This is a genomic window from Streptomyces sp. LARHCF249 (genome assembly GCF_052871255.1).
In genome coordinates this window covers 67,649-92,893 of the sequence record NZ_JBIXJQ010000017.1, presented here as the reverse complement: position 1 = coordinate 92,893, position 25,245 = coordinate 67,649, and the positions used below count along the sequence as shown (strand labels likewise).

Below are 25,245 nucleotides of genomic sequence, written 5' to 3'. Positions count from 1 at the left end.
GCTGCCCGGGACCGCGACGGCCGCCGATCAGGCGCCCTCGCGGTCCCCGGCCCGCGCGCTACTTCGCGCCGGGCTCGCCGTCCGCCTTGCCGTCCTTGGGCTCGTCGTCCTTCGGCTCGTCCTTCTTGCCGAGGTCGAGCTTCGGGGTCTCGTCCGCGTCCTTCTCGGTGAGCGAGGAGGCGTCGTCGGGGACGACCGGCGTGTCGATGGTCAGATCATCGGTGGTGCCGTGGACGATGCGGTTGTATTCCGCGTCCTCGAGCACGGCGCCGATGGCGTTCTTCGCGAAGATCGCGTGGACGCCGGGAGCCACCTCGAGGGTGACGGTGTCGTCGCCGATCTCCTTCACCGTGGCGTACATGCCGCCGATGGTGCGGACCCCGGTGCCGGGCGTCATCTGGTCGCGCATCTGCGCGGCCGCCTGCTGCTTCTTCTTCGCGGAACGGGTCATCAGGATCATCGCCCCGATGAGCACGATGAACGGGAGGAATGTCAGGAGATTCACGGGACGGAGATCCTTCGCACGACCGCACGCGGACGGCGGCCTTTTCTACGGGGGTGGGCATGCCGACCCGAAGGGTCGGCATCGGCGGAGTCTAGGCGAGTCCGCACCGATGGAACAACGCCCAGCATGGCACCGCAGTTCCTGAGGGTGCGAACCTCCGCGCCGTCAGGCCCTGAACAAGCCCTGTTGTCCGCTTGATCCGCTCCCGTACTGCTGGGGCGGCACGAGTCCCAGGTGGGACCAGGCGGCGGGCGTCGCGACGCGCCCCCTCGGGGTGCGCGCGAGCAGGCCCTCGCGCACGAGGAACGGCTCGGCGACCTCCTCGACGGTCTCCCGCTCCTCGCCGACGGCGACGGCGAGCGTGGACAGGCCCACGGGCCCGCCGCCGAAGAGCTTGAGCAGGGCCTCCAGGACGGCCCGGTCCAGCCGGTCCAGCCCGCGCGCGTCCACCTCGTACACCTGGAGGGCGGTACCGGCGACCTCGCGGTTGATCACGCCGTCGGCGCGGACCTGGGCGTAGTCCCGGACGCGGCGCAGCAGGCGGTTGGCGATGCGGGGCGTGCCGCGGGAGCGGCCGGCGATCTCGGCGGCGCCGTCGGCGTCGATCTCGACGTCGAGGAGGCGGGCGGAGCGGTGGATGACGCGCTCCAGCTCCTCGGGGGCGTAGAACTCCATGTGGCCGGTGAAGCCGAAGCGGTCGCGCAGCGGGGGCGGCAGCAGGCCGGCCCGTGTGGTCGCTCCGACCAGGGTGAAGGGCGGCAGCTCCAGGGGAATGGCGGTGGCCCCCGGCCCCTTCCCCACGATCACGTCGACGCGGAAGTCCTCCATGGCCATGTAGAGCATCTCCTCGGCCGGCCGGGACATGCGGTGGATCTCGTCGAGGAAGAGGACCTCGCCCTCCTGGAGGGAGGACAGGATGGCGGCGAGGTCGCCGGCGTGCTGGATGGCGGGGCCGGAGGTGATGCGGATGGGCGCGCCCATCTCGGCCGCGATGATCATCGACAGGGTGGTCTTGCCGAGGCCGGGGGCGCCGGAGAGCAGGACGTGGTCGGCGGTGGCGCCGCGCTGCTTGGCCGCCTTCAGGACGAGGTCCAGCTGCTGGCGGACCTTCTCCTGACCGACGAACTCCTCGAGGTCCTTGGGACGCAGCGCCGCCTCGACGGCGGTGTCCTCTCCGTCGGCGGCGGCCGCCACGATCCGATCGGCCTCGGCGTCGCTCTCGTCGTCCCAGTTCACGGTGTCAGTCTGCCTTCTCGGTTCGTGCGGTGGTCTGCCGGGTGCGGGCCGTGCATTGGGGCTCCGCCCCAGACCCCGCTCCTCAAACGCCGGAGGGGCTGGATATGGCCGGCGTCAGCCTGCAACGTGCCGGCACAACCCAGCCGCGCCGGCGTTTGAGGCGCGGGGGTCCGGGGGCGGAGCCCCCGGCAGCGGCGCCGCACGTCAACGGGCACGGTTCAGGGACTGGAGGGCGGCGCGCAGGAGTTGGGGGACCGGGGCCGAGCCTCCGGCGGCGATCGCCGCCTCGGCCTGCGGGGTGACCGCGGAGACGGCCTCCTCGGCCTCCCGGGAGGCGTACCCGAGGCCGATCAGAGCGGCGGCGAGCTGCTCCGTCCACGGCGCCGGCCCCGACGCGGCGGCCCGCTGCGGCCCCACCAGGCCACTCGAACCCAGCGGAGCCCCGAGCTTGTCCTTCAGGTCCAGCAGCAGCTTCTGCGCGCCCTTCTTGCCGATCCCCGGCACCGCCGTCAGGGCCTTCTCGTCACCCGTCGAGACAGCCGTCCGCAGCGCGTCCGGGCTGTGCACGCCGAGCATCGCCTGCGCCAGCCTCGGTCCGACCCCGCTCGCGGTCTGGAGCAGTTCGAAGACCTGCCGCTCGTCGTCGTCGGCGAAGCCGTACAGGGTGAGCGAGTCCTCCCGTACGACCAGCGAGGTGGCCAGCCGGGCCTGCTCGCCCATCCGCAGGCCGGCGATGGTGTTCGGCGTGCACTGCACGGCCATGCCCACTCCCCCGACCTCGATCACGGCCAGGGTGGGGGCGAGCGCGGCGACGGGGCCGGTGACGAAGGCGATCATCGGGTACGGCCTTTCGAGCCAGAGGCGTGCAGGGCGACCGCCTGCTGGAGGCGGTTCTGGGCGGGGGCCCGCCAGATGTGACAGATGGCCAGGGCCAGGGCGTCGGCGGCGTCGGCCGGCTTCGGCGGTGCGTCCAGCCTGAGCAGCCGGGTGACCATGGCTCCGACCTGGGCCTTGTCGGCCCGGCCGCTGCCGGTGACGGCGGCCTTGACCTCGCTCGGCGTGTGCAGGGCGACCGGTATCCCGCGCCGGGCCGCGCACAGCATGGCGACGGCGCTCGCCTGGGCGGTGCCCATCACGGTGCTGACGTTGTGCTGACTGAACACCCGTTCCACGGCGACGACTTCGGGCCGGTGGTTGTCGAGCCACTCCTCGATGCCCTGCTCGATGGCGACGAGCCGGTCTCCCAACTCCGCGTCCGCGGGCGTCCGTACGACCCCCACCGCGCGCATGGTCAGGGGGCGGCCGGCGACACCCTCGACGACGCCGATGCCGCATCGCGTCAGGCCCGGGTCCACGCCGAGTACGCGCATCCCGCCCCCCATCATCGATCACATGTCCGTGTTCGTGCAGGGTATCGGGACCCGCTGACAATGCGGCCAAAGCGACGGGCCGACAGGGTGTGTCCTGTCGGCCCGTCGTGGAAATCAGCGCCCTGGTCAGGCGTCGACCTTCTCCATGACCTCGTCCGAGACGTCGAAGTTGGCGAAGACGTTCTGCACGTCGTCGCTGTCCTCCAGCGCGTCGATCAGCTTGAAGATCTTGCGCGCGCCCTCTTCGTCCAGCTCGACCTGCATCGAGGGGACGAAGCTGGCCTCGGCGGAGTCGTAGTCGATGCCCGCCTCCTGCAGCGCGGTGCGGACGGCGACCAGGTCGGTGGCCTCGCTGATGACCTCGAAGGACTCACCGATGTCGTTGACCTCTTCGGCACCGGCCTCGAGCACCGACTCCAGGACGTCGTCCTCGGTCAGTTCACCCTTGGCCAGGACGATGACGCCCTTGCGGTTGAACAGGTACGAGACCGAGCCCGGGTCGGCCATCGAGCCGCCGTTGCGGGTCATGGCGACCCGCACGTCGGACGCGGCGCGGTTGCGGTTGTCGGTGAGGCACTCGATGAGCACCGCGACACCGTTCGGACCGTAGCCCTCGTACATGATCGTCTCGTAGTCGGCGCCGCCGGCCTCGAGGCCGCCGCCGCGCTTGACCGCGGAGTCGATGTTCTTGTTCGGGACCGAGCTCTTCTTGGCCTTCTGGATGGCGTCGAAGAGGGTCGGGTTGCCGTCGATGTCGGCACCGCCCATACGGGCCGCGACCTCGATGTTCTTGATCAGCTTCGCGAAGAGCTTGCCGCGCTTGGCATCGATCACGGCCTTCTTGTGCTTCGTCGTAGCCCATTTAGAGTGGCCGGACATCCGCCTGTCTCCTTCGCGTAACCAACAGTGTTCGTCTCCGATCCTACCGGGACCTGATTACAGCCCGGCGCGCACCATGTCGACGAAGTACGCGTGGACTCGGTCGTCGCCGGTCAGTTCGGGGTGGAACGACGTCGCGAGGACGCTGCCCTGGCGAACGGCGACGGTGTGGCCGTCGTACGTGGCGAGCACCTCGGCGGCGCCGCCGACGGACTCGACCCACGGGGCGCGGATGAAGACGCCCTGGACCGGGCCGCCCTCGATGCCCGCGAAGTCGATCTCCGCCTCGAAGGACTCGTTCTGGCGGCCGAAGGCGTTGCGGCGCACGATCATGTCGATGCCGCCCAGGGTCTCCTGGTCCTCACGGCCGTCCAGGAGCTTGTCGGCGAGCATGATCATGCCGGCGCAGGTGCCGTACACCGGCATGCCGGCGGCCACGCGCTCGCGCAGCGGCTCGAGCATGCCGAACAGCACGGCGAGCTTCGACATGGTCGTGGACTCGCCGCCGGGGATCACCAGGGCGTCGACCTCGGCGAGCTCCTCGGGGCGCCGGACCGGCCTGGCCACGGCGTCCGCCGCGGCCAGGGCGATCAGGTGCTCCCGTACGTCGCCCTGGAGTGCCAGGACACCAATCACGGGGGTGGTCATGGCAGTGACTACCAGCCGCGGTTGGCGTAGCGCTCGGCCTCGGGGAGGGTGTCGCAGTTGATGCCGACCATGGCCTCGCCCAGGTTGCGGGACGCGTCCGCGATGATCTTCGGGTCGTCGTAGAAGGTGGTGGCCTTCACGATGGCGGCGGCGCGCTTGGCCGGGTCGCCCGACTTGAAGATGCCGGAGCCGACGAAGACGCCCTCGGCGCCGAGCTGGCGCATCAGGGCGGCGTCGGCCGGGGTGGCGACGCCACCGGCGGAGAACAGGACGACCGGGAGCTTGCCGAGCTCGGCAACTTCCTTGACGAGCTCGTACGGGGCGCGCAGCTCCTTGGCGGCGGCGAACAGCTCGTTGTTGTCGTAGCCGCGCAGGCGGGCGATCTCGTTCTTGATCTGGCGCAGGTGGCGGACGGCCTCGACGACGTTGCCGGTGCCGGCCTCGCCCTTCGAGCGGATCATGGCCGCGCCCTCGGCGATGCGGCGCAGGGCCTCGCCCAGGTTGGTGGCGCCACAGACGAAGGGGGTGGTGAAGGCCCACTTGTCGGAGTGGTTGACCTCGTCGGCCGGGGTCAGGACCTCGGACTCGTCGATGTAGTCGACGCCGAGGGACTGCAGGACCTGGGCCTCGACGAAGTGGCCGATGCGGGACTTGGCCATGACGGGGATCGAGACGGCCTCGATGATCTCTTCGATCATGTTCGGGTCCGACATGCGCGCCACGCCGCCGTCCTTGCGGATGTCGGCGGGGACCCGCTCGAGGGCCATGACGGCCACGGCGCCGGCGTCCTCGGCGATCTTCGCCTGCTCGGCGTTGACCACGTCCATGATCACGCCGCCCTTGAGCTGCTCGGCCATGCCGCGCTTGACGCGCGAGGTGCCGATGGCCGACTCAGCGGACTGGGGGGAAGTGGGAAGCGTGCTCACGGATTGACCTCACTCGAAAGGAAGACGGGTGCTACTGGTACTACTCGGCCGAGGAAACCCCACGGACCAGTCCACTACAAGGGCCAATGTGGAGCTTGTGGCCTCTTCAATTGTCCCCTGCGGCCCTAGACCGGCCTCTCCGCGAGATCCGCGGGGGGCTCGTCGTCCATCTCGAAGGCCAGCGGGAAGGGCGCGTGTCCGGCCAGCCGGAACCAGCGGACCTTGCGGTGCCTGCGCAGGGCCCGCGCGGCCCGTACGGAGTCGTTGTGGAACCGGCGCGCCATGGGCACCCGGCGCACGGCCGCCGCCAGCTCCTCGGCGGCCTCCGCCCCGCCCGGCGCGGCCTTCAGCACCTCGACCTGGTCGGCGTCGGCGAACACCGCGCGCAGCGCCTGGCTGAGCTCGCTCTCGGCGACCTCCCGGTGCTCCTCCTCAGCCTGCCGCGCGGCGTGCGCGGCCTCGTACAGCACGAGGGAGGACGCGGGGTCGAGCACGCCGGAGGCGGCCACCTCCACCACCACGGAGGCCCGCCGCACGAGCTGCGCGTCCAGCGCGGCCCGCGCGGCGTCCATCCGCGAGTGCAGGCGGTCGAGCCGGCCGGCGGTCCAACTGAGGTACACCCCGATGACACCGAGCGCCAGGGCAATCCAGACAAGGGTTTCGATCACGGGCCGCGACTCTACCGGCCGCTCAGGCGGACGGGTCGCGGGAGAAGCCGAGGCGGGTGCGGAGGGGGACGCGTTCGTCCGCGGCGACCGCCGCCGCGCCGTCCGTGACCGTTTCGTAGACCGCGAGGATGTCCGCGCCGACCGTGGACCAGTCGAAGCGGCGCACGTGCGCCGAGCCGCGGGCGCTGAGCTCCGCGCGGCGGGCCGGGTCGCGCAGCAGGGCGATCGCGCCGGCCGCGAGGGCATCGGCGTTCTCGTTGGTGAAGAGGTCGCCCGCGCCTCCCTGGTCCAGGACCTGCGCGAAGGCGTCCAGGTCGGACGCCAGGACCGCCGCGCCCGCCGAGAGGGCCTCGACCAGGATGATGCCGAAGCTCTCGCCGCCGGTGTTCGGGGCCACGTACACGTCGACGCTGCGCAGCAGCCGGGCCTTGTCCTCGTCCGAGACCATGCCGAGGAACTCGACCCGGGAGCGGAGCCCGGCCGGGAGGGAGGCCACCGCCTCCTCCTCGTCGCCGCGGCCCGCGACGAGCAGCCGTACGTCCGGGCAGGCCTCCGCGATCTTCGGGAACGCCGCCATCAGCACCGGCAGGCCCTTGCGCGGCTCGTCGATGCGGCCGATGAAGCCCAGCGTCTGGCCGGACCAGGACGGATTGGGTTCCGCGGCCGCGAAGAAGTCCACGTCGACGCCGTTGGGGATCACCACCGCGTCCCCGCCCAGGTGCTCCACCAGCGTGCGCCGCGCGTACTCGCTCACCGCGATCCGCGCGCTGATCTTCTCCAGGGCCGGCTGGAGGATCGGGTACGCCGCGATCATCGCCCGCGACCGCGGGTTCGAGGTGTGGAAGGTCGCCACGATCGGGCCCTGCGCCGCCCAGCAGGACAGCAGTCCCAGCGAGGGCGAGGCCGGCTCGTGGATGTGGATCACGTCGAAGGTGCCGTCGTGCAGCCAGCGCCGCACCCGGGCGGCGGACAGGAAGCCGAAGTTGAGGCGGGCGACGGAGCCGTTGTAGGGCACCGGCACGGCCCGGCCCGCCGAGATCACGTACGGCGGCAGCGGGGTCTCGTCGTCCGCCGGGGCCAGGACCGACACGTCGTGGCCGAGGCGGATCAGGTGCTCGGCCAGGTCCCGGATGTGGAACTGGACGCCGCCCGGCACGTCCCACGAGTACGGGCACACGATGCCGATCTTCACTACGGGCGCTCCCCCTGGTCGGTCAGGTCGTCCAGCCACAGCCGCTGCAGCATGTGCCAGTCCTCCGGGTGCTCGGCGATGCCCCGCGCGAAGGCGTCCGCCACGGCCTGCGTCATCGCGGCGGTCTTCTCGATCCGGGTCCCGGTCGGGGGCACCTCCACCGCGGGGTGGATCCGGCCGTACAACTTCGGCGAATCCCCGTAGTACAGGGTCACCGGGAGCAGCACCGCCCCGGTCTGCTGCGCCAGCAGCGCCGGCCCGGCCGGCATGCGCGCCGTAGAGCCGAAGAAGTCCACTTCGATCCCGGAGGCCGACAGGTCGCGGTCCGCGACCAGACAGATCAGGCCACCGGAGCGGAGCCTGCGGGCGAGGGTCCCGAAGGCGGCGCCGCCGCTGTGCGGCAGCACCTCCATGCCCAGGCTCTCGCGGTAGGCCACGAAGCGGTCGTAGAGGCTCTCGGGCTTGAGGCGCTCGGCGACGGTGGTGAAGGGAACGCCCAGGTGCCCGGTGACCCAGGCGCCGGCGAGGTCCCAGTTGGCCAGGTGCGGCAGGGCGGCGACGACCCCGCGCCCGGAGGCGATGGCCTCGCGCAGGATGTGGTCGTCCTCGAGCCGGACGTCCTCGCCGAACCTCCCGGGGTCCATGGCCGGCAGCCGGAAGGATTCCATCCAGTACCGCATGTACGAGCGCATGCCCGCGTGCGACAGCTCGCGCAGCTGCTCAGGCGTCGCGTCCGGCACCACTCGGGCCAGGTTCGACTCCAGCCGCAGCACGCTCTTGCCGCGCCGCTTCCACGCCACGTCCGCGATCTTGCGGCCCAGGGCCACCGCGGCCGGCTCCGGGAGCTTCTTCACTCCCGCCCAGCCGAGCCCGTACAGCCCGTCGACCAGCTTGTCCCGCACCGTCCCCATCAGGCCGCGCCGCCCTCGGCGGCGGACGCCGCGGCGTCCGCCTCGGCCGACTCGCGCCGTACGGTGACCACCCGCTGGATCAGCGTGACGAGGGAGCCGACCGCCACGATCCACAGCGCGATCGGCAGCAGCACCCCGATCCAGGACGGCACGCCGAAGGTCTGCAGCCCGGACAGGCCCGCCGCGACCAGCGAGATCACGAGGCGCTCGGCACGCTCGATCAGCCCGTTGACGGCGACCGGCAGGCCGATCGATTCGCCGCGTGCCTTCGTGTACGAGACCACCTGGCCGCTGGCCAGGCAGAAGATCGCCACCGCGCACAGCACGTTGTCGTTGCCGGAGCCCGCGTACCAGAGCGCGAGTCCGCCGAAGATCGCCGCGTCCGCCACCCGGTCGAGGGTGGAGTCGAGGAACGCGCCCCACCGGCTGGAGACGCCGGCCTGGCGGGCCATGTTCCCGTCCACCAGGTCGGAGAAGACGAAGAGGGTGATCGTGATCGTGCCCCAGAAGAACTCTCCCCGGGGGAAGAAGACCAGCGCTCCCGCCACGACTCCGGCCGTGCCGATCAGGGTGACCGCGTCCGGGCTCACCCCCCGCCGGAGCAGAAAAGCGGCGAATGGCGTGAGAACACGCGTGAAGAATGCACGCGCGTACTTGTTCAGCATGGCCTTCCCGGAGGGTCGCTGGGCCGCACGGCCACCACGGCCACCGGCTGGCCCATCGTAGCCAGCACCCCGCCCCCCGCACGCCGCGCACCCACCGGTTCGCACCGCGCAAGACGTACTTCACGTCACGGACCGCCTCCCGCCCCCCTCCGGTACGGCATCCGTACGGCATCCGTATGCCCGCGGGGACCGTGCCCGGTACGACGTATGGACGCGGTGTGACACCAGTGCAAAGCTCGAAGAGCCCCTTTTCCCTCCTCGTAGGAAGCAGGGAGGCACGAGAACCATGGGAGCCACCTCACACCAAGCCGGAGCCGCCGGCAGGGCACTGACGGCCGACCGCCCCTCCTCCGTACGGAACGTCGTGCTGGTCGGCCACAGCGGATCCGGCAAGACCACGCTCGTCGAAGCCCTCGCCCTGACCGCCGGAGCGGTCAACCGGGCCGGCCGCGTCGAGGACGGTGCCACGGTCTCCGACTACGACGAGATCGAGCACCGCCGACAACGCTCCGTCCAGCTGTCCCTCGTCCCCGTCGAATGGGGCGGAATCAAGATCAACATCCTGGACACCCCCGGATACGCCGACTTCGTCGGAGAGCTCAGGGCCGGTCTGCGCGCCGCGGACGCGGCCCTTTTCGTCGTCTCGGCCTCCGACGGCATCGACGGCGCCACCCGCATGGTCTGGGACGAGTGCCAGGCCGTCGGCATGCCGCGCGCCATCGTCGTCACCCACCTGGAAGCCGCCCGCGCCGACTACACGCAGATGGCCAACATCTGCGGCGAGATCTTCGGCGCCGACGACCCGGACGCCGTCATCCCGCTCTACCTCCCCCTGCACGGCCCCGCCGGGCCCGACGGCCACGCCCCCGTGACCGGCCTCCTCGGACTGCTCTCGCAACGCGTCTACGAGTACGCCTCCGGCGAGCGCGTCGAACGCGATCCGGACCCGTCCGAGCTCACCCTCATCTCCGGCGCCCGCTCCCGCCTCATCGAGGGGATCATCGCCGAGAGCGAGGACGAGGGCCTCATGGACCGCTATCTCGGCGGCGAGGACATCGACATCAAGACCCTCGTCGACGACCTCGAGCGCGCCGTGGCCCGCGGCACCTTCCACCCCGTCCTGATGGCGGCGCCCGCCGCCGAGGGCGCCAAGCAGGGCCTGGGCACCGTGGAGCTCCTCGAACTGGTCACCGGCGGCTTCCCCACCCCCCTGGAGCGCCCCGCCCTCACCGTCACCGCCCCGGACGGCTCCCCGCGCCCCGCCGTCACCTGCGACCCCGCCGGTCCGCTCCTCGCCGAGGTCGTCAAAACCTCCTCCGACCCCTACGTCGGCCGCGTCTCCCTCGTACGCGTCTTCTCCGGCACCCTGCTCCCCGAGGAGACCGTGCACGTCTCCGGCCACGGCCTCACCGACCGCGGACACGAGGACCACGATGTGGACGAGCGGATCGGCGCCCTCAGCTCCCCCTTCGGCAAACAGCAGCGCGTCCTCACCCGGTGCATCGCGGGCGACCTCGCCTGCGTGGCCAAGCTCACCCGCGCCGAGACCGGCGACACCCTCTCCGCCAAGGACGACCCGCTCCTCATGGACCCCTGGGCCATGCCCGACCCGCTGCTCCCCCTCGCCATCGAGGCCCACAGCAAGGCCGACGAGGACAAACTGTCCCAGGGCCTGGCCCGGCTCGTCGCCGAGGACCCGACGATGCGGCTGGAGCAGAACCCGCACACCCACCAGGTCGTCCTGTGGTGCCTCGGCGAGGCCCACCAGGACGTCGCGCTGGAGCGGCTGCGCACCCGCTACGGCGTCCAGGTCGACGCCGTGCCCCACAAGGTGAGCCTGCGGGAGACCTTCGGGGCGAAGGCGGCGGGCCGCGGTCGGCACGTCAAACAGTCCGGCGGCCACGGCCAGTTCGCCATCTGCGAGATCGAGGTGGAGCCGCTGCCGCCCGGCAGCGGCATCGAGTTCGTCGACAAGGTCGTCGGCGGGGCCGTGCCGCGCCAGTTCATCCCGTCCGTGGAGAAGGGCGTACGCACCCAGGCCGCGCGCGGGGTCGCGGCCGGGTACCCCCTGGTCGACGTCCGCATCACCCTCCGCGACGGCAAGGCGCACTCGGTGGACTCCTCCGACGCCGCCTTCCAGACCGCCGGCGCCCTCGCCCTGCGCGAAGCCGCCGCCGAGGCCCGGATCCATCTCCTGGAACCCGTCGCCGAACTCTCGGTCGTGGTCCCCGACGAGTACGTCGGGCCCGTCATGAGCGACCTCGCGGGGCGCCGCGGCCGGGTCGTCGGCACCGAACAGGCGGAGCCGGGGCGCACCCGGATCCGCGCCGAGATCCCCGAGATCGAGATCGGCCGCTACGCCGTCGAGCTGCGTTCCGTGTCGCACGGCACCGGCCGCTTCGCCCGGAGTTACGCCCGCCACGAACCCATGCCGCCCCAGATCGCGGACAAGGTGCGCGAACAGGCCGAGAAGGGAAAGTAACTGACGTGACGTCGGGGGCCGCCGCCCACCCAACCCGCTTGCGGTGGGCGGCATTTCCCTGTCCCATGACCATGGGGTGAGATCGCCCGATAGGCTCATCGGCGCACCAAAGAGCACGAACGCACAGCGATGGGGGCAGCGGTGGCGGACGACGGATTCGACTTCAGGCCCGGGGCACAGGTTCCGCTCCAGGGCGGCGGGGGACAGACGGCGGCGACCAACGCACTGGCCTCCGCCGCGTACCGGGACGGCGCCAAGGACAGCGGGCTGGCCCTCATACTCGGGGCCAACAGCGAGAACCACCCCGCCACGGTCAAGCCCCCGAAGATCTCGCTCTTCGAGCCCAACCTCGGCGAGGCCTTCTGCCGGGCCGTCGAGGCCCGCACGCTGGCCTCCGGCCGCAAACCGCTGATCCAGTCCTTCGGCGCCGACCCGCAGACCGTCGTCGAGCACTGCCTGGCGGCCTCCCGCATCCGCAAGGAGCGCGACCAGAAGCTCCGCCTGATCATGCTGGTCTGCGGTGTCGTGTTCCTCCCGGGTCTGCTGCTGTGGCTGGGCCTGTTCCAGCTCCGCAAGAGCCTGGCCGCGGGCGAGGGCAAGCGCGCCTCCTGGATGGGCACCGCGCTCCTGGTCGGCGTGGCCGTCGTGGTGGCCGTCCTGATGTTCAGGCTGCCGTTCAGCGGCTTCGCCGGCCTCTACCTGCGCGGCATGATCATCGCCCCGGCCCTGGGCTGGCTGCTCGCCCGCCGGCTCTGCGAGTCCACCGCCGCCGACCTGCGCTCCCGCTGGGACGGGCTGCTGGACGGTGACGGGATCGGCGCGAAGATCCCGGAGGCGGTGCCGGGCAACCCCGACGAGAAGGCCCGCGAGGACCTGCGCCACCAGCTGGCCAAACTGACCGCGGAGGACCGTAGCAACCACGTCTTCTACGCGGGCCCCAAGGGCATCCTCGGGATGGGCACCCGGTGGGGCAGCTGGCAGATGGCCGAGGAGCTCACCCCCAAGAACGAGGGCGCCGAGATCCACCCGTTCCGCAGCTGGGACGTCATACGCGCGATCGACACCCAGCTCCGCAAGCTGGAGCGCGGCCCCCTGCACACCGGCGGCTTCCCGCCGGCCGCGATACAGCACTGGATCGTCACCCCGATCGGCGAGGGCGCCGGGGAGGTGGCCCGCCCGACCGGCGAGAACGTCGACACCTTCCTCATCAAGCCGCACGAGATCACCCGGATCTGCAACGAGCAGCAGTTCAGCGCCGGCAACCGGCACTACCTGGGCATCCAGTACCCGCTGTGGGACGGCCAGCTGGTCATCACCATGCTGGTGACGGTCACCGTGCTCTACAAGACGCTGCGCGTGGACGTCACCGCGCACGCCCTGGGCCCCGTGCACGGCCTGTTCACGACGAAGTCCAAGGCCCCGGTGGTGGAGGTGCCCAAGAGCATCCGCTTCTGGGAGACCGTGGAGCGGAAGCTGCCGCTGGTGGACGCGCAGGAGGTCGTACGGCTGGCCGTGCGGGCCCCGCTGACCTGGTACCCGCCGGTCCTCGACTTCTTCGGCGGCAAACTGGTGCTGCCCGAGCCCTTCGGCCTGCGGCACGTGTGGGCGGGCTCGATGTGGCGCCACCGGTTCATGGCCGACGACGCCATCCGCACCGTGGCCCCGGTCCTGCGGTCCGTGCACGCGGCGACCTTCAAGGTCCTGGAGGAGAACGGCGTCGACACCGACCGCTTCACCAACCGTTCCTCGATCATGAGCGGCCTGATCCAGGAGCCGGCACCGCGCAAGGCGGACGTGTACGACGCGTAGGCAGGGGGCGCAGGTAGCCTGAAGGCGAGACCGAGCCGATCCCGGATGCGGAGGAGCGAGCGACCATGACCGAGCGCAAGCCGCCTGGTGTCGACGTCGAGTCCTGGGTGGACCGGCAGATCCGGGAGGCCGCCGACCGCGGCGACTTCGAGAACCTGCCGGGCTGGGGCAAGCCGCTGGCCTCGCTCGACGCCCCCTACGACGAACTGTGGTGGATCAAGGGGAAGCTGCACCGCGAGGGGTTCTCCGCCCTGCCCCCGTCGCTCGCGCTGCGCAAGGAGGCCGAGGACGCGAGGGAGGCGGCCCTCGCGGCCCGTTCCGAGCGCCAGGCGCGGGACATCCTCACCGGGATCAACGAGAAGATCCGCGCGGCCCTGCGCAGGCCGCCGCAGGGGCCGCCCCTCCACCTCACCGAGTTCGACGTGGAGGACGTGCTGCGCACGTGGCGCGAGACACGTACCCCCTAGGCGGGACCGGTCAGCCGGTCAGCCGATCGGCCAGGAGTCGGCGAGCATCTGGCGGGTGTCCGCGAGGAGTTGGGGCAGCACCTTGGTGTGCCCGACGACCGGCATGAAGTTCGTGTCCCCGCCCCAGCGGGGCACGATGTGCTGGTGCAGGTGCGCGGCGATGCCCGCCCCGGCGGCCGCGCCCTGGTTCATGCCGATGTTGAACCCGTGCGCTCCGGAAGCCTTGCGGAGCGCGACCATGGCCCGCTTGGTGAGGTCGGCCAGCTCGGCCGTCTCGGGGCCGTCGAGCTCGGTGTAGTCGGCGACGTGCCGGTACGGGACCACCATCAGGTGGCCGCCGTTGTAGGGGTACAGGTTCAAAACGGCGTACACGTGCTTGCCGCGGGCGACGATCAGGCCGTCCTCGTCGGACATCTCCGGAATGCCGCAGAAGGGGCAGCCGTCCCCGGCCTCCGGGCCGGTCGGCTTGTTCTCCCCCTGGATATAGGCCATCCGGTGGGGCGTCCACAGACGCTGGAACGCGTCCTGCGTGCCCACACCGATCTGCTGCTCCGGCTCAGTCGTCATGGCGGCAAGCATATGACCTCGCCTGCGCGTACGAGGAAGGCCCCCGGAAAGTGATCACTTTCCGGGGGCCTTCCTGCCGGGCAAACCGAGGAGAAGGTCAGACCTGGACGCGGTCCGCGACGACCTTGGCCAGCTTGGCCAGCGCCTCGTCCTTGGGGACGCCGTTCTCCTGCGAACCGTCGCGGTAGCGGAAGGAGACGGTACCCGCGGCCATGTCCTCGTCACCGACGATGATCATGAACGGGACCTTGAGCTTCTGGTGGTTCCTGATCTTCTTCTGCATCCGGTCCGAGGAGGCGTCCACCTCGACCCGCAGGCCCTGCTTCTTCGCCTCGGCGGCGAACTCCTGCAGGTACTCCACGTGCCCGTCGCCGATCGGGATGCCGACCGCCTGGACCGGAGCCAGCCACGGCGGCATGGCGCCCGCGTAGTGCTCCAGCAGCACGGCGAAGAACCGCTCGATCGAGCCGAACAGGGCGCGGTGGATCATGACCGGGCGCTGGCGCGAGCCGTCCGGGGCGGTGTACTCCAGGTTGAACCGCTCCGGCAGGTTGAAGTCAAGCTGCACGGTCGACATCTGCCAGGTACGGCCGATGGCGTCCCGCGCCTGCACCGAGATCTTCGGGCCGTAGAAGGCCGCGCCGCCCGGGTCGGGGGTCAGCGGGAGGCCCTGCTTCTCGGCGACCTGCTGGAGGACGGCGGTGGCCTCCTCCCAGACCTCGTCCGAGCCGACGAACTTCTCCGGGTCCTTGGTGGACAGCTCCAGGTAGAAGTCGGTCAGACCGTAGTCGCGCAGCAGGTTCAGCACGAAGGTGAGCGTGCGGTCGAGCTCCTCCGCCATCTGCTCACGGGTGCAGTAGATGTGCGCGTCGTCCTGGGTGAAGCCCCGGGCGCGGGTCAGGCCGTGCACGACGCCCGACTTCTCGTACCGGTACACGGTGCCGAACTCGAAGAGGCGCAGCGGCAGTTCGCGGTACGAGCGGCCGCGCGCGTCGAAGATCAGGTTGTGCATCGGGCAGTTCATGGGCTTGAGGTAGTAGTCGGTACCACCGTCGAGCTGCATGGGGGGGTACATGCCCTCCGCGTACCAGTCCAGGTGGCCGCTCTTCTCGAAGAGGGCGCCCTTGGTGGCGTGCGGGGAGTAGACGAACTCGTAGCCCTCCTCCTCGTGCCGGCGGCGCGAGTAGTCCTCCATGGTCCGGCGGATGATGCCGCCGCGCGGGTGGAAGACGGCGAGGCCGGAGCCGATCTCGTCCGGGATGGAGAAGAGGTCCAGCTCGTTGCCGAGCTTGCGGTGGTCGCGCTTCTCGGCCTCGGCGAGGAAGTCGAGGTGGGCCTTCAGCTCCTCCTTCGAGGGCCACGCGGTGCCGTAGATGCGCTGGAGCATCGGGTTCTTCTCGCTGCCGCGCCAGTAGGCAGCGGCGTTGCGCATGAGCTTGAAGGCCGGGATGTTGCGGGTGGTGGGCAGGTGGGGACCGCGGCAGAGGTCCTTCCAGCACAGCTCGCCGGTCTTCGCGTCGAGGTTGTCGTAGATGGTCAGCTCGCCGCCGCCCACCTCGACGTTCGCGCCGTCGTCGGTGGACGCGGCGCCCTTGATGCCGATGAGCTCGAGCTTGTACGGCTCGTCGGCGAGCTCCTCGCGGGCCGCCTCGTCGGTGACCACGCGGCGGGCGAACTTCTGCCCGCGCTTCTGGATCTCCTGCATCTTCTTCTCGATGGCCTTGAGGTCATCGGGGGTGAAGGGCCTGGCGACGTCGAAGTCGTAGTAGAAGCCGTTCTGGACCGGCGGGCCGATGCCCAGCTTGGCCTCGGGGAACAGCTCCTGCACGGCCTGGGCCATGACGTGCGCGGTCGAGTGGCGCAGGATGTTGAGGCCGTCCTCGGAGGAGATCTCCACCGGCTCGACGGTCTCGCCGTCCTGCACCGCGTAGCTGAGGTCCTTGAGCTCGCCCGCGACCCGGGCGGCGACGATGGTGCGCTCGCCGGCGAAGAGCTCCGCCGCCGTAGTGCCCGTGGCCACCACGCGCTCGTCCCGCTCGGAATCGCGTTGGATGATCACACGGACGTCTGACACCGGTCTCTCCTGACTCAGGGGGTGCGCGAGCGAACACTGCGCGCCTGAATCGTACCGAGCGGAGTGGCTGCGCTGCTAAACGGTTACCGGGCGGCCCGCCCGGCAGGTCGCCCGCGCGCCGGCCCGGCCCTGAGCCGAAGGGGCAGTGCGGCCGGCGACTCGGCGGCGGCGGGTAGCGTGGGCCGGGTCGCCCGACTTCCCCGGAGGGACCCGTATGCCGAGCCCGCAGATACGACCGCTGGACCTGGCCGACGACGCCACCGCGGCCGCCGTGCACCGGATCGGTCGCGCCGCGTACGCGGTGGAGGCGGAGCTGATCGGCTTCGACGGCATCCCCGCGCTGCGCGAGAGCCTCGCGCAGATGCGGGCGCGGGACCTGCACTGGGCCGGCGCCGTGTCCGCGGCCGGCGAGCTCGCCGGTTTCCTCGCCTGGGAGGAGCAGGCCGACGGCGCTATCGGCATCGACCGGCTCTGCGTGGACCCGGCCTGGTTCCGCCGGGGCATCGCCTCCCTGCTGCTGCGCCACGCCCTGACCGAGCTCTTCCCGGACCGCCCGGTCGAGGTCACCACGGGCGCCGCCAACGCCCCCGCCGTGACCCTGTACGAAGGCCTGGGGTTCATCCGGGGCGCGGACTTCTCCCCCGCCCCGGGCCTGACCATGGCCTCGTTCCGTACCCGCTCCTAGTCGCCGGTCGTCAGTCGCCGGTCGTCGGTCGCCGGTCGCCGGTCGCCGGTCGTCAGTCGTCGCCCGGCAGCGCGTCCGCAGGGTCGAACGCCTCGTCCAGCGACTTCATCAGCCGGTCCCGCTCGACCTCGTCCAGCGGCACCGGAGTCACGTCCGTGACGTCGGCCAGCCGGCGGAAGCCGCCCCGCCGCTGCAGCCGCCCGCGGACCCGGACCGGCAGGCCCACCAGGTGCGCGTGGCCCGCCACCCGGTACGCCTCCTCGTCCAGCGCGGCCCGGACGTACGGGATCTCCGCCCCCGCCAGGACCCGCAGCCGGACCGTGCCCCCGCCGCCCGCCGCCGAGCGCCGCATCCGCACCACCGCGCCCGTGATCCGCACCGGGACGGCCGGCTCGGTCGCGGTGTAGCGGGCGGCCGCCTCGCGGAGCACCGGCAGGTCGCCGGGCGAGAACTCCACCGGCTCCGGGCGGGCCGCGCACCCCGCCGGGACCCCCGCCGCCGGAGCCCAGGCCAGCGCGACCCGGGCCCCCTCGGAGCCCCGGACCAGCGCGATCAGCGCATCGGCGAGCTCCCGGCTGACCCCGGCCCGTACGGCCGCGTCGAACGCCTCCATGCCGCCGGTGGCCCTCCGGTAGTCCACCGCCTCGCGGGCCGCGTGCAGCGCATGGTGCAGCCGGGTCACGGTCCCCCGCCCGCCGTCCACGGGCACGTACGCGGTGAGCCGCCGCCCGCCGGGGGACGGCCCCACCAGCACCCCTTCCAGGGCCCGCTCGGCCTGCGCGCGGTGGCGGGCCCCGTAGTACCCGGCCCGCTCCCGGTCGGCCAGGGCCCCGGCCAGCAGCAGCCGGCGGGCGGCCGAGCGCAGCTGTTCCTGCACGGTCCAGTCGGCCTCGCCCCGGAGCGCGTACGCCCCTTCGGGGATCTCCCGCTCCCAGCGGACCTCGTCGCTCGGCACGCTCAGCCCGTACAGCACCTCCCGCGCCGACGGCAGTGCGCTGCGCGAGAGCGCGGTCAGCGCCTCCTCCAGCAGGTCCGTGCAGTCGGGGAAGGTGCGGCTCTCGGGGACGAGCAGGCTGGTGCCCCCGGTGCCCGGGGCATGGGCGGCGGGCGGGGTCCAGCGCCCGTAGCGTCCGGCGGCCCCGCCGCGCCGCAGCCAGCCGTGCCGGTGCAGCAGCGCGCCCAGCACCGCCGGGTCGACGTGCGCGGGGTCGGGCGTACCGGAGGCGAACTCCGGGGACGACAGTGGTTCGAGGTGCGGTGCGTGCCAGTTCATCAGGGTGTCCCTCCCGACCCGACCCGGGTCATGATCTCGCACAGCGCACGGTCGTCGAAGATCCGCGAGGTCGGGATCCGTACGGTGGTCCGGCGCCGGCCGGTCACGGGGTGTCCGGCGAGGTTGGTCCAGTAGCAGCAGTGCCGCAGGTCGAGCCGGTCGTGTCCGGCCGTGAGCCACTGGTCGCGCTCCCGCGGAACGAGCATCACGACGAGGATCTTGTGGACGGCGACCGGCGTGCGGGCCAGCTTCACCAGGTGCTCGTTGTCCAGGGTGAAGCCGAAGGTGGGCCCGGCCGGCCGCGGCGGTATCTGGTAGGTCGCCTTCAACTGCACCTTGATGGTGACCTCGTCGTCGACGACGTGCTCGGGGGCACCGTGGCTGACGTGCCAGTCGATGCCGTTGTCCGGAAAGGGCTGGGACAGCGAGCAGCCGGCCGCGGCGGCGACGGCGTGCAGGTATCCCACCTGAAGGGTCTCCATGCAGGCGGTGGTGGCGAGTGTGCCGCGCAGCGGTCCGCTCCGCGCCTCGCCCGGCGTTCCGGTGCGCGGATCGATCTGCCCCGCCAGCACCCCGCCCTGTTCGGGCTGTGCGAGCGCCATGGCCGGCTCCCCATGCCTTCCGGGCTCTGCCGTGGGTGGTGGGTGGAGTGACGACCGGTCATGTGCACGGCCCCCCATGGGTGTTGTCTCCGCACCCGGGTCCCCGCAAACGGCGTACGGGGCAAACAGCCCGGGTATCACCGATGCGGGCAAGGGTGGCGTGGTCCGGGTGCGCCCCATCTGCCGATCGGGGACGAGGAGTTCGCCATGACACGCTGGTACGAGGGCCCGCTGGCCGCATTCGACACGGAGACGACCGGGGTGGACGTCGAGGAGGACCGGATCGTGTCCGCCGCGCTCGTCGTGCAGGAGTGCGCGGGCGGCCGGGTGCGCACCACGCGCTGGCTGGTCAATCCCGGCATCCCGGTGCCCCCGGGGGCGACGGAGGTGCACGGCCTGACCGACGAGCACCTCCAGCGGCACGGGCGGTGGCCGGCGCCGGTGGTGGAGGAGATAGCCCGCGCGCTCGGGGAGCAGCAGGTGGCGGGCCGGCCGGTGGTGGTGATGAACGCGCCGTTCGATCTGACGCTGCTGGACCGGGAGTTGCGCCGGCACCGGGCGTCGTCGCTGACGCGGTATCTGGACAACCGGCCGCTGACGGTGCTGGATCCGCGGGTGCTGGACAAGCACCTGGACCGCTACCGCAAGGGCCGCCGGACCCTGACGGACCTGTGCGCGCACTACGGGATAGAGCTGGAGGGCGCGCACGACGCGGCGGCGGACGCGCTGGCCTCGCTGGAGCTCGTACGGGCGGTGGGGCGCCGGTTCGCGGCCCGTCTGGAGCGGCTGTCGCCGGCCGAACTGCACACGCTGCAGGCGGTGTGGCACGCGGCACAGGCGCGGGGGCTGCAGGCGTGGTTCGCGCGGCAGGGGACACCGGAGCCGGTGGATCCGCACTGGCCGCTGCGGCCGGGCCTGTCGACGGCGGCGTAGGACGCGGCACAGAACGCGGCGCGGAACGCACCCCGTACGTGCCGGACATGCGGAAGGCCGGCCCGTCAGATGACGGACCGGCCTCTCCCGGTGGGCGATACTGGGATCGAACCAGTGACCCCTTCGGTGTGAACGAAGTGCTCTCCCGCTGAGCTAATCGCCCGGGAACGCACTGAACAATACAGAAGCCTTGGGGCTGGTTCAAACCGCTTCCGGCGAAGCGGCCAGCCGGGCCGCGAGACCGCGCCGCCCGGCCCGCATCATCAGGGCGTGGTTGAGCCGGAACACGGGCCGTCCCGGCAGCGCGAGGCGCCGCATCAGCGGCCGGCGCACCTCCACCTCCTGCTCGTACAGCGCGCGGGTGCGTGCGGAGCCGGTTCCGGCGCGCGGCCGGACCGTCCACCGGGCCCAGCCTTCGAGATCACCGTGCAGGGACACCTCCAGCACCCCGCGGACGGGGTCGCGCAGCAGTTCGCCGACGGTGACGCGGAGCGCGTACGGGAGGACCGAGCGGACGGTCGCGGTGCCGGTGCGCTCGTCGACCGGCTCGACCCGGCGGATCTGGGGCCACCACTGCGGGTACTCCTCCGGCTGCTCCAGTACGGCGTAGACGCGTGCGGGCGGGGCGTCGAGGTCCCACACGCTGCGGAAGCGGTAGCGGCTCCAGCGGTCCCAGCGGCTGCGGTCCATGGATCCAGTCTGGCCGGGCGCGGCCCCCGGTATGCCCCATTCCGCCGGGTCTTGCGCCGGTCCTCCCGCCCGGCCGTGCGTACTCAGGGCGGATCTGAGTACGCGCACCCATGTCCCGACCGCGTGACGGGCGCCACACTCCGAACCATGAACACCCCTCTGCCGCCGGCCGAAGAGCTGGCGCTCATCGACCGTGAGCTGGCTCAACTCGATGCCCGGCGCCTGTTCTTGCTGGCCCGCCGGGACTGGCTGCTGCGGCTGCCCGTGCCTCCCGCCCGGACCCCGGCGGTGTCCGCGCGCCCCAAGGAGGCCTCGGCTCCCGGCGCGCAGAACGTGCTGCTGACCTTGGGCGCGGTGCTGCTGGCCGTGGCCGCGCTGGCCTTCACGCTGCTCAGCTGGGGGTCCCTCGGGATCGCCGGGCGCTCGGCGGTGCTCGCCGCGGTGACGGCGGCCGCGCTGGCCGCGCCCGTGCCGCTGCTGCGCCGCGGCCTGGCCTCGACGGCGGAGTCGGTGGCGGCGGTGGGGTTGCTGCTGACCGTGCTGGACGCGTACGCGCTGTACGCGGTCGGCCTGCCGGGCACGGACGGCACGGCGTACGCGGCGGGGGCGGCGGCGGTGCTGGCCGCGGTGTGGAGCGGGTACGGCTCCGCCCTGCGCACCCTGCGGATCCCGCTGCCGGCGGCGGTGCTGGCGGCGCAGTTCCCGCTGCCGCTGGCCGCGCTGGCCGCGCAGGCGGGACCGCCGGAGCTCGGCTGGGCGCTGCTGGCGACGGCCGCGCTGGACACCGTTCTCGCGCTGCGGGCCCGGGCGGCGGCGGTCCCGGCGGCGGTGCTGGGGGCGGGGGCGCTGCTGATCGGCGCGGTCGAGTCCTGGTCCGCGGACTCGGCGGCCGCCGCGCTGGCTCCGGCGGGCCTGCTGCTGGCGGGTGCGGCGCTGGGCACGGCGGCGGCGTGGCGGGAGCCGCGCGCGTGGCCCGCCGCGTCGGCGGGCGGTCTGGCGGCGGTGGTCGCGCTGGGCGGGGTGGCGCGGCCCGGGCTGGCTCCCGCCTGGGCGGTGGCGGCGCACCTGCTGGCGGCGCTCCCGCTGCTGGCGGTCGTCCGGGTCCACGCGGTCCCGGAGCCGGTGCGGCGCGGGCTGGCCGGGGCCGGGGCGGTGACGGCCGCGCTGGCCGCGGCGGCGGCCGGGTCGGCGGCGGCGGCGACCCTGCTGGACCGGGTCGGGGTGCTGGACGAGGTGTGGGCGGCGACGGCCCCGGCCCGGGAGCCGTACTGGCCGGGGGCGGCGGTGCCGGTGACGCTGCTGGTCGCGGCGGGGGCTGCCTGGTGGCTGTCCCGGGTGTCGCCGCGGCCGGAGCCGGTGGCGGTGGTGCTGGCCTGGGCGGGGCTGTTCACGGCTCCGGAGCTGCTCGGCCTGCCGGTGGCGGCGGTGTTCGCCGCCCAGACGGCGGTGACGGGGGCCGCGGGCGCGCTCGCCCTGCGCTCCCCGGAGCGCGCGGCCGGGATCGCGGCCGCCGCGTGCTCGCTGCTCGGGGCCGCGAACGTGTCCCTGGGCGCGCTGGACGGCCGGGCGGCCACCTTCGCGGTGTGGGGGCTGCTGGCCGCGGGCTGCGCGGCAGGCGCGGCGTACGGACCCGCTGCACGTCCGCTGCGGGCCGGGGCGGCCGTGTGCGCCGTCGGGTACGCGACGGCGCTGCTGGTGGCCGCGGCCGCGGTGACGGACCTGGCGGTGGTCTGGTGGGCGCTCCCGGTGCTGGCCGTCCCGGCGGCGGTGGCGGCGCTCGGACCGCGGCTCGGCGCCGTGCGGGTGCCCGCCGAGATCGCGGCGGGCGGGGCCGGCGTGCTGGCGGTCGCCCTGTCGGCGGGCCGCGCCGGGACCCTCGCGCTGGTGCTCGCCCTGGCCGGGGTGATCTGCTCGGGCGCCGCGGTGCGGGCCGACCGGCGGGCGCTGGGCTGGGCGGCGGGGGCCCTGTTCGCGGCGGCGACCTGGGTCCGGCTGGCGGAGGCCGGGGTCACCGCCCCGGAGGCGTACGCGCTGCCGGTGACGGTGCCCGCGCTCGTGCTGGGCCTCCTGCGGCGCCGTACGGACCCGGGGACGTCCTCGTGGACGGCGTACGGTCCGGGGCTGTCCGCGACCCTGCTGCCGAGCCTGGTGGCCGTCCTGGGCGGGTCCCCGGTCGGCACCGCGAGCTGGCTGCGCCCGCTGCTGCTGGGGGTGGCCGCGCTCGCGGTGACCCTGGCGGGCGCCCACCGGCGGCTCCAGGCCCCGCTCCTGCTGGGCGGCGCGGCGCTGGCGGCGGTGGCCCTGCACGAGCTGGCCCCGTACGTGGTGCAGATCGCGGGGTCGCTGCCGCGCTGGGTGCCGCCGGCCCTGGCGGGCCTGCTGCTGCTGGCGGTGGGGGCGACGTACGAGAGGCGGCTGCGCGACGCCCGCCGCCTGAAGGACGCGATCGGGCGGCTCGGGTGACCGGGTGACCCCGTGGGACCGCGGAAACGCCAGAGGCCCGGAGACGGTGAAAGTCTCCGGGCCTCTGGTCCGGGTGGGCGATACTGGGTTCGAACCAGTGACCCCTTCGGTGTGAACGAAGTGCTCTCCCACTGAGCTAATCGCCCGGACGCACCGCAAACATTACCGCATGTCAGCGGTGCTCCATGACCATCGCCGGCCGATCACTGGTCCTTGAGGTTCCAGGGCAGCACGAGCCCGTACTTCCACAGGTAGAAGCCGATCAGCGCGCCCGCGATGACGAGGCCCGCGGTGGTCAGGATGATGTTGCGGCGGCGGACCTTGGGGTCCATCGCCCGCTGCGCCGCCTCGGTGACCTTGCGCTTGGTCCAGTGCAGCACGAGGTGGGCCCAGGCGAACTCGGTGGCCCAGATCGCCAGGCCCGCGAAGATCGCGACCCAGCCCGGCCCGGGCAGGACGAGCATGGCGATGCCCGCCCCGATGACCGCCAGGCCGACGACGAAGACGCCGACCTGCCAGCTCAGGTGCAGGCTGCGGCGGGCCTTGATGAAGGCGGGCGCCTTCGAGACGTGCGGCGCCGCTTCGGCGGCCGGCTCACTGCTCACGGACTCATCGGACCCGTGGTCACTCCCCGTATTCATGAGGACGAATCTACCCGAGCCGGAAGCACACGTGAATGGTGGTTTGGATCCGCCGTCCGAGGGACCCAGAGGTCCGCAAAACGGTCAGAGGGGTTTACAACGGCACCGTAGGTGGCATGTCGATTTCGCCGACGTGCGAATCCCCGAGCGCACACTGAGCGAAAGGCCCTGGCGCTTATGAACACCACGGTCAGCTGCGAGCTGCACCTGCGCCTCGTTGTGTCGAGCGAGTCCTCACTGCCTGTTCCCGCGGGCCTGCGGTATGACACGGCCGACCCCTACGCCGTGCACGCCACCTTCCACACCGGCGCCGAGGAGACGGTCGAATGGGTATTCGCCCGCGACCTCCTCGCGGAGGGCCTGCACCGGCCCACCGGTACCGGCGACGTCCGCGTCTGGCCCTCCCGCAGCCACGGTCAGGGCGTCGTCTGCATCGCCCTGAGCTCACCGGAGGGAGAAGCGCTGCTCGAAGCACCAGCACGAGCACTCGAGTCGTTCCTCAAGCGGACGGACGCCGCGGTCCCGCCCGGTACCGAGCACCGGCACTTCGACCTCGACAAGGAGCTCTCCCACATCCTGGCCGAAAGCTGAGCCAGGCCCTCCGCCGCGCGACACCGTCCGACTCGGGGCGACGGTGCGCGCCGGACAACCACATAGGCAGTGCCGGCGCTGTCCACGCGGGAGCCATCCGCGCGGACGGCGCCGGTGTGCGTGCCGGGCCCCCTCGGCGGAGTACCCGCTAGAGTCGGCCCCCATCGGCGGCGGCAGCCCGTCGCCGCAGGCCCGGCCCTTGAGGGAGACCCCGTGCAGATCCCCCACGACACCCGTCGCGCGCTCGACGTCGTCGTCGCGCTGGTGAACACCGCGGCCGAGGCTGACCAGCCCGACGGGCTCTCGGACATCAGCGCGCTGCGCGACTTCGTCCAGGAGTACTCGATCAGCGACGTCGGCGAGCTCGGCGCCCGCGACCTGGCCGGGGTCCGCACGGTCCGCGGCAAGTTCGCCCAGGTCTTCGCGGCACCGAACGCCCGTGCGGCGTCCGTGCTGATCAACGAGCTGGTGGCGACGGCCGGCACCACCCCGCAGCTCACCGACCACGACGGCTACGACTGGCACGTGCACTACTTCGCGCCGGGCGCCTCGGTGGGCGACCACCTCGCGGCCGACGGCGGCATGGCGCTGGCCTTCATCGTGGTCTCCGGCGAAGAGGAGCGGCTGCGCCGCTGCGAGGCCCCGGACTGCCGGCGCGCCTTCGTGGACCTGTCCCGGAACCGTTCGCGGCGCTACTGCGACAGCCGGACCTGCGGGAACCGGCTGCACGTGGCGGCGTACCGGGCCCGGCGCAAGGAGGCCGACGCGGGGCACTCAGAGCAGGAAGAGATCGTGCACGGCGGCCAGCAGCAGCAGGACGCCGATCACTCCTAGAAAGATCATCAAGGGCGGCTGGGAGAGGGCGAAGAGGCAGCCTCGCGGCTCCTCGGCGACAGGGGCGGGTGCCGGGGCGGGCACCGAGGGCTCACTCTGAGATGTTTCGAGCATGTCGGGGCGATGATGGCGCA

Annotated in this window: 25 protein-coding genes and 2 tRNA genes; 8 read left to right on the top strand and 19 right to left on the bottom strand. The window is 72.5% G+C overall.

Features of this window, described 5'->3' with window-relative positions:
• Positions 1-58: 58 nt before the first annotated feature.
• From yajC to pgsA, 11 genes are all read right to left on the bottom strand, one after another.
• Positions 59-505: a preprotein translocase subunit YajC gene (gene yajC / locus ACIPUC_RS33975; protein WP_446594229.1), complete on the bottom strand. Its 447-nt coding sequence runs from the start codon at positions 503-505 to the stop codon at positions 59-61.
• A gap of 165 nt (positions 506-670) precedes the next feature.
• Complete coding sequence (gene ruvB, locus ACIPUC_RS33970) at positions 671-1,741, bottom strand: Holliday junction branch migration DNA helicase RuvB (protein ID WP_446594228.1); 1,071 nt, start codon at positions 1,739-1,741, stop codon at positions 671-673.
• A 204-nt stretch (positions 1,742-1,945) separates the two neighbouring features.
• Positions 1,946-2,578 carry a Holliday junction branch migration protein RuvA gene (gene ruvA, locus ACIPUC_RS33965; protein ID WP_446594227.1) on the bottom strand — a complete coding sequence of 211 codons (633 nt, stop codon included), beginning with the start codon at positions 2,576-2,578 and terminating at the stop codon, positions 1,946-1,948.
• On the bottom strand, positions 2,575-3,111 hold the full coding sequence (gene ruvC, locus ACIPUC_RS33960) for a crossover junction endodeoxyribonuclease RuvC (RefSeq protein ID WP_446594226.1): 537 nt from the start codon (positions 3,109-3,111) through the stop codon (positions 2,575-2,577). Before ruvC ends, ruvA begins: the two co-directional genes overlap by 4 nt.
• Before the next feature lie 126 nt (positions 3,112-3,237).
• Positions 3,238-3,990, bottom strand: a complete 753-nt coding sequence (locus ACIPUC_RS33955; protein WP_446594225.1) for a YebC/PmpR family DNA-binding transcriptional regulator — start codon at positions 3,988-3,990, stop codon at positions 3,238-3,240.
• A 57-nt stretch (positions 3,991-4,047) separates the two neighbouring features.
• Positions 4,048-4,638: a pyridoxal 5'-phosphate synthase glutaminase subunit PdxT gene (gene pdxT / locus ACIPUC_RS33950; protein ID WP_446594224.1), complete on the bottom strand. Its 591-nt coding sequence runs from the start codon at positions 4,636-4,638 to the stop codon at positions 4,048-4,050.
• 8 nt (positions 4,639-4,646) lie between these two features.
• A complete protein-coding gene (gene pdxS / locus ACIPUC_RS33945; RefSeq protein ID WP_030706266.1) occupies positions 4,647-5,564 on the bottom strand; it encodes a pyridoxal 5'-phosphate synthase lyase subunit PdxS in 918 nt (305 codons plus the stop codon).
• A gap of 125 nt (positions 5,565-5,689) precedes the next feature.
• Positions 5,690-6,232, bottom strand: a complete 543-nt coding sequence (locus tag ACIPUC_RS33940) for a hypothetical protein (protein ID WP_446594223.1) — start codon at positions 6,230-6,232, stop codon at positions 5,690-5,692.
• Between the two features lie 22 nt (positions 6,233-6,254).
• Complete coding sequence (locus ACIPUC_RS33935) at positions 6,255-7,424, bottom strand: glycosyltransferase family 4 protein (protein WP_446594222.1); 1,170 nt, start codon at positions 7,422-7,424, stop codon at positions 6,255-6,257.
• Positions 7,424-8,335: a phosphatidylinositol mannoside acyltransferase gene (locus ACIPUC_RS33930; RefSeq protein ID WP_446594221.1), complete on the bottom strand. Its 912-nt coding sequence runs from the start codon at positions 8,333-8,335 to the stop codon at positions 7,424-7,426. Before ACIPUC_RS33930 ends, ACIPUC_RS33935 begins: the two co-directional genes overlap by 1 nt.
• Positions 8,335-9,000 (bottom strand): phosphatidylinositol phosphate synthase, encoded by a 666-nt coding sequence (pgsA, locus tag ACIPUC_RS33925; RefSeq protein ID WP_446594220.1) that lies wholly within the window; start codon positions 8,998-9,000, stop codon positions 8,335-8,337. The genes ACIPUC_RS33930 and pgsA overlap by 1 nt, the downstream gene beginning before the upstream one ends.
• A 286-nt stretch (positions 9,001-9,286) precedes the next feature.
• On the opposite strand from pgsA, the gene ACIPUC_RS33920 reads away from it, so the two are divergent.
• The 3 genes from ACIPUC_RS33920 to ACIPUC_RS33910 all read left to right on the top strand — a co-directional run bounded on the left by ACIPUC_RS33920 (position 9,287) and on the right by ACIPUC_RS33910 (position 13,758).
• A complete protein-coding gene (locus ACIPUC_RS33920) occupies positions 9,287-11,482 on the top strand; it encodes an elongation factor G-like protein EF-G2 (protein ID WP_446594219.1) in 2,196 nt (731 codons plus the stop codon).
• Positions 11,483-11,623: 141 nt separating this feature from the next.
• A complete protein-coding gene (locus ACIPUC_RS33915; protein ID WP_446594218.1) occupies positions 11,624-13,291 on the top strand; it encodes a hypothetical protein in 1,668 nt (555 codons plus the stop codon).
• A 65-nt stretch (positions 13,292-13,356) separates the two neighbouring features.
• A complete protein-coding gene (locus ACIPUC_RS33910; RefSeq protein ID WP_446594217.1) occupies positions 13,357-13,758 on the top strand; it encodes a DnaJ family domain-containing protein in 402 nt (133 codons plus the stop codon).
• 18 nt (positions 13,759-13,776) lie between these two features.
• Here the strand turns inward: ACIPUC_RS33910 and ACIPUC_RS33905 are convergent, their stop codons facing one another.
• Together ACIPUC_RS33905 and thrS are read right to left on the bottom strand one after the other, a co-directional pair.
• Positions 13,777-14,337: an HIT family protein gene (locus ACIPUC_RS33905; RefSeq protein ID WP_446594216.1), complete on the bottom strand. Its 561-nt coding sequence runs from the start codon at positions 14,335-14,337 to the stop codon at positions 13,777-13,779.
• An 85-nt stretch (positions 14,338-14,422) separates the two neighbouring features.
• On the bottom strand, positions 14,423-16,399 hold the full coding sequence (gene thrS / locus ACIPUC_RS33900; protein WP_446594215.1) for a threonine--tRNA ligase: 1,977 nt from the start codon (positions 16,397-16,399) through the stop codon (positions 14,423-14,425).
• 214 nt (positions 16,400-16,613) lie between these two features.
• On the opposite strand from thrS, the gene ACIPUC_RS33895 reads away from it, so the two are divergent.
• Positions 16,614-17,084 carry a GNAT family N-acetyltransferase gene (locus tag ACIPUC_RS33895; protein WP_446594214.1) on the top strand — a complete coding sequence of 157 codons (471 nt, stop codon included), beginning with the start codon at positions 16,614-16,616 and terminating at the stop codon, positions 17,082-17,084.
• Between the two features lie 52 nt (positions 17,085-17,136).
• Here ACIPUC_RS33895 and ACIPUC_RS33890 read toward each other — a convergent pair whose 3' ends face one another.
• On the bottom strand, positions 17,137-18,357 hold the full coding sequence (locus ACIPUC_RS33890) for a hypothetical protein (RefSeq protein WP_446594213.1): 1,221 nt from the start codon (positions 18,355-18,357) through the stop codon (positions 17,137-17,139).
• On the bottom strand, positions 18,357-18,959 hold the full coding sequence (locus ACIPUC_RS33885) for a DUF4365 domain-containing protein (protein WP_446594212.1): 603 nt from the start codon (positions 18,957-18,959) through the stop codon (positions 18,357-18,359). The genes ACIPUC_RS33890 and ACIPUC_RS33885 overlap by 1 nt, the downstream gene beginning before the upstream one ends.
• A gap of 207 nt (positions 18,960-19,166) precedes the next feature.
• On the opposite strand from ACIPUC_RS33885, the gene ACIPUC_RS33880 reads away from it, so the two are divergent.
• On the top strand, positions 19,167-19,892 hold the full coding sequence (locus tag ACIPUC_RS33880; protein ID WP_257557149.1) for a 3'-5' exonuclease: 726 nt from the start codon (positions 19,167-19,169) through the stop codon (positions 19,890-19,892).
• A 91-nt stretch (positions 19,893-19,983) separates the two neighbouring features.
• Here ACIPUC_RS33880 and ACIPUC_RS33875 read toward each other — a convergent pair.
• Positions 19,984-20,055: transfer RNA gene (locus ACIPUC_RS33875), tRNA-Val, on the bottom strand.
• Between the two features lie 38 nt (positions 20,056-20,093).
• Positions 20,094-20,582, bottom strand: coding sequence for an SRPBCC family protein (locus ACIPUC_RS33870; protein WP_446594211.1), 489 nt, complete (start codon positions 20,580-20,582; stop codon positions 20,094-20,096).
• A gap of 147 nt (positions 20,583-20,729) precedes the next feature.
• Between ACIPUC_RS33870 and ACIPUC_RS33865 the strand changes: the two genes are divergently transcribed.
• Entirely contained in the window at positions 20,730-23,045 is a 2,316-nt protein-coding gene (locus ACIPUC_RS33865) for an SCO7613 C-terminal domain-containing membrane protein (RefSeq protein WP_446594210.1), read from the top strand.
• A 74-nt stretch (positions 23,046-23,119) separates the two neighbouring features.
• Here ACIPUC_RS33865 and ACIPUC_RS33860 read toward each other — a convergent pair.
• Positions 23,120-23,191, bottom strand: a tRNA-Val gene (locus ACIPUC_RS33860).
• 57 nt (positions 23,192-23,248) lie between these two features.
• The gene (locus tag ACIPUC_RS33855) at positions 23,249-23,686 is read right to left on the bottom strand and encodes a TIGR02611 family protein (protein ID WP_446594209.1); all 438 of its coding nucleotides are present in this window, start codon (positions 23,684-23,686) and stop codon (positions 23,249-23,251) included.
• A 177-nt stretch (positions 23,687-23,863) separates the two neighbouring features.
• Between ACIPUC_RS33855 and ACIPUC_RS33850 the strand changes: the two genes are divergently transcribed.
• The gene (locus ACIPUC_RS33850) at positions 23,864-24,277 is read left to right on the top strand and encodes an SsgA family sporulation/cell division regulator (RefSeq protein ID WP_030011909.1); all 414 of its coding nucleotides are present in this window, start codon (positions 23,864-23,866) and stop codon (positions 24,275-24,277) included.
• Between the two features lie 213 nt (positions 24,278-24,490).
• Complete coding sequence (locus ACIPUC_RS33845) at positions 24,491-25,111, top strand: CGNR zinc finger domain-containing protein (RefSeq protein WP_446594208.1); 621 nt, start codon at positions 24,491-24,493, stop codon at positions 25,109-25,111.
• Positions 25,112-25,245: the final 134 nt, after the last annotated feature.

Excerpts from the sequence above, each read along its gene's own strand:
- ACIPUC_RS33890 (WP_446594213.1), bottom strand. The coding sequence starts at position 18,357 with ATGAACTGGCACGCACCGCACCTCGAACCACTGTCGTCCCCGGAGTTC.
- ACIPUC_RS33930 (WP_446594221.1), bottom strand. The coding sequence starts at position 8,335 with ATGGGGACGGTGCGGGACAAGCTGGTCGACGGGCTGTACGGGCTCGGC.
- ACIPUC_RS33880 (WP_257557149.1), top strand. The coding sequence starts at position 19,167 with ATGACACGCTGGTACGAGGGCCCGCTGGCCGCATTCGACACGGAGACG.
- ACIPUC_RS33955 (WP_446594225.1), bottom strand. The coding sequence starts at position 3,990 with ATGTCCGGCCACTCTAAATGGGCTACGACGAAGCACAAGAAGGCCGTG.
- ruvA (WP_446594227.1), bottom strand. The coding sequence starts at position 2,578 with ATGATCGCCTTCGTCACCGGCCCCGTCGCCGCGCTCGCCCCCACCCTG.
- ACIPUC_RS33850 (WP_030011909.1), top strand. The coding sequence starts at position 23,864 with ATGAACACCACGGTCAGCTGCGAGCTGCACCTGCGCCTCGTTGTGTCG.
- ACIPUC_RS33865 (WP_446594210.1), top strand. The coding sequence starts at position 20,730 with ATGAACACCCCTCTGCCGCCGGCCGAAGAGCTGGCGCTCATCGACCGT.
- pdxT (WP_446594224.1), bottom strand. The coding sequence starts at position 4,638 with ATGACCACCCCCGTGATTGGTGTCCTGGCACTCCAGGGCGACGTACGG.
- ACIPUC_RS33910 (WP_446594217.1), top strand. The coding sequence starts at position 13,357 with ATGACCGAGCGCAAGCCGCCTGGTGTCGACGTCGAGTCCTGGGTGGAC.
- ruvC (WP_446594226.1), bottom strand. The coding sequence starts at position 3,111 with ATGCGCGTACTCGGCGTGGACCCGGGCCTGACGCGATGCGGCATCGGC.
- pgsA (WP_446594220.1), bottom strand. The coding sequence starts at position 9,000 with ATGCTGAACAAGTACGCGCGTGCATTCTTCACGCGTGTTCTCACGCCA.
- ACIPUC_RS33895 (WP_446594214.1), top strand. The coding sequence starts at position 16,614 with ATGCCGAGCCCGCAGATACGACCGCTGGACCTGGCCGACGACGCCACC.
- ACIPUC_RS33920 (WP_446594219.1), top strand. The coding sequence starts at position 9,287 with ATGGGAGCCACCTCACACCAAGCCGGAGCCGCCGGCAGGGCACTGACG.
- ACIPUC_RS33885 (WP_446594212.1), bottom strand. The coding sequence starts at position 18,959 with ATGGCGCTCGCACAGCCCGAACAGGGCGGGGTGCTGGCGGGGCAGATC.
- ACIPUC_RS33870 (WP_446594211.1), bottom strand. The coding sequence starts at position 20,582 with ATGGACCGCAGCCGCTGGGACCGCTGGAGCCGCTACCGCTTCCGCAGC.
- ACIPUC_RS33855 (WP_446594209.1), bottom strand. The coding sequence starts at position 23,686 with ATGAATACGGGGAGTGACCACGGGTCCGATGAGTCCGTGAGCAGTGAG.
- ACIPUC_RS33905 (WP_446594216.1), bottom strand. The coding sequence starts at position 14,337 with ATGCTTGCCGCCATGACGACTGAGCCGGAGCAGCAGATCGGTGTGGGC.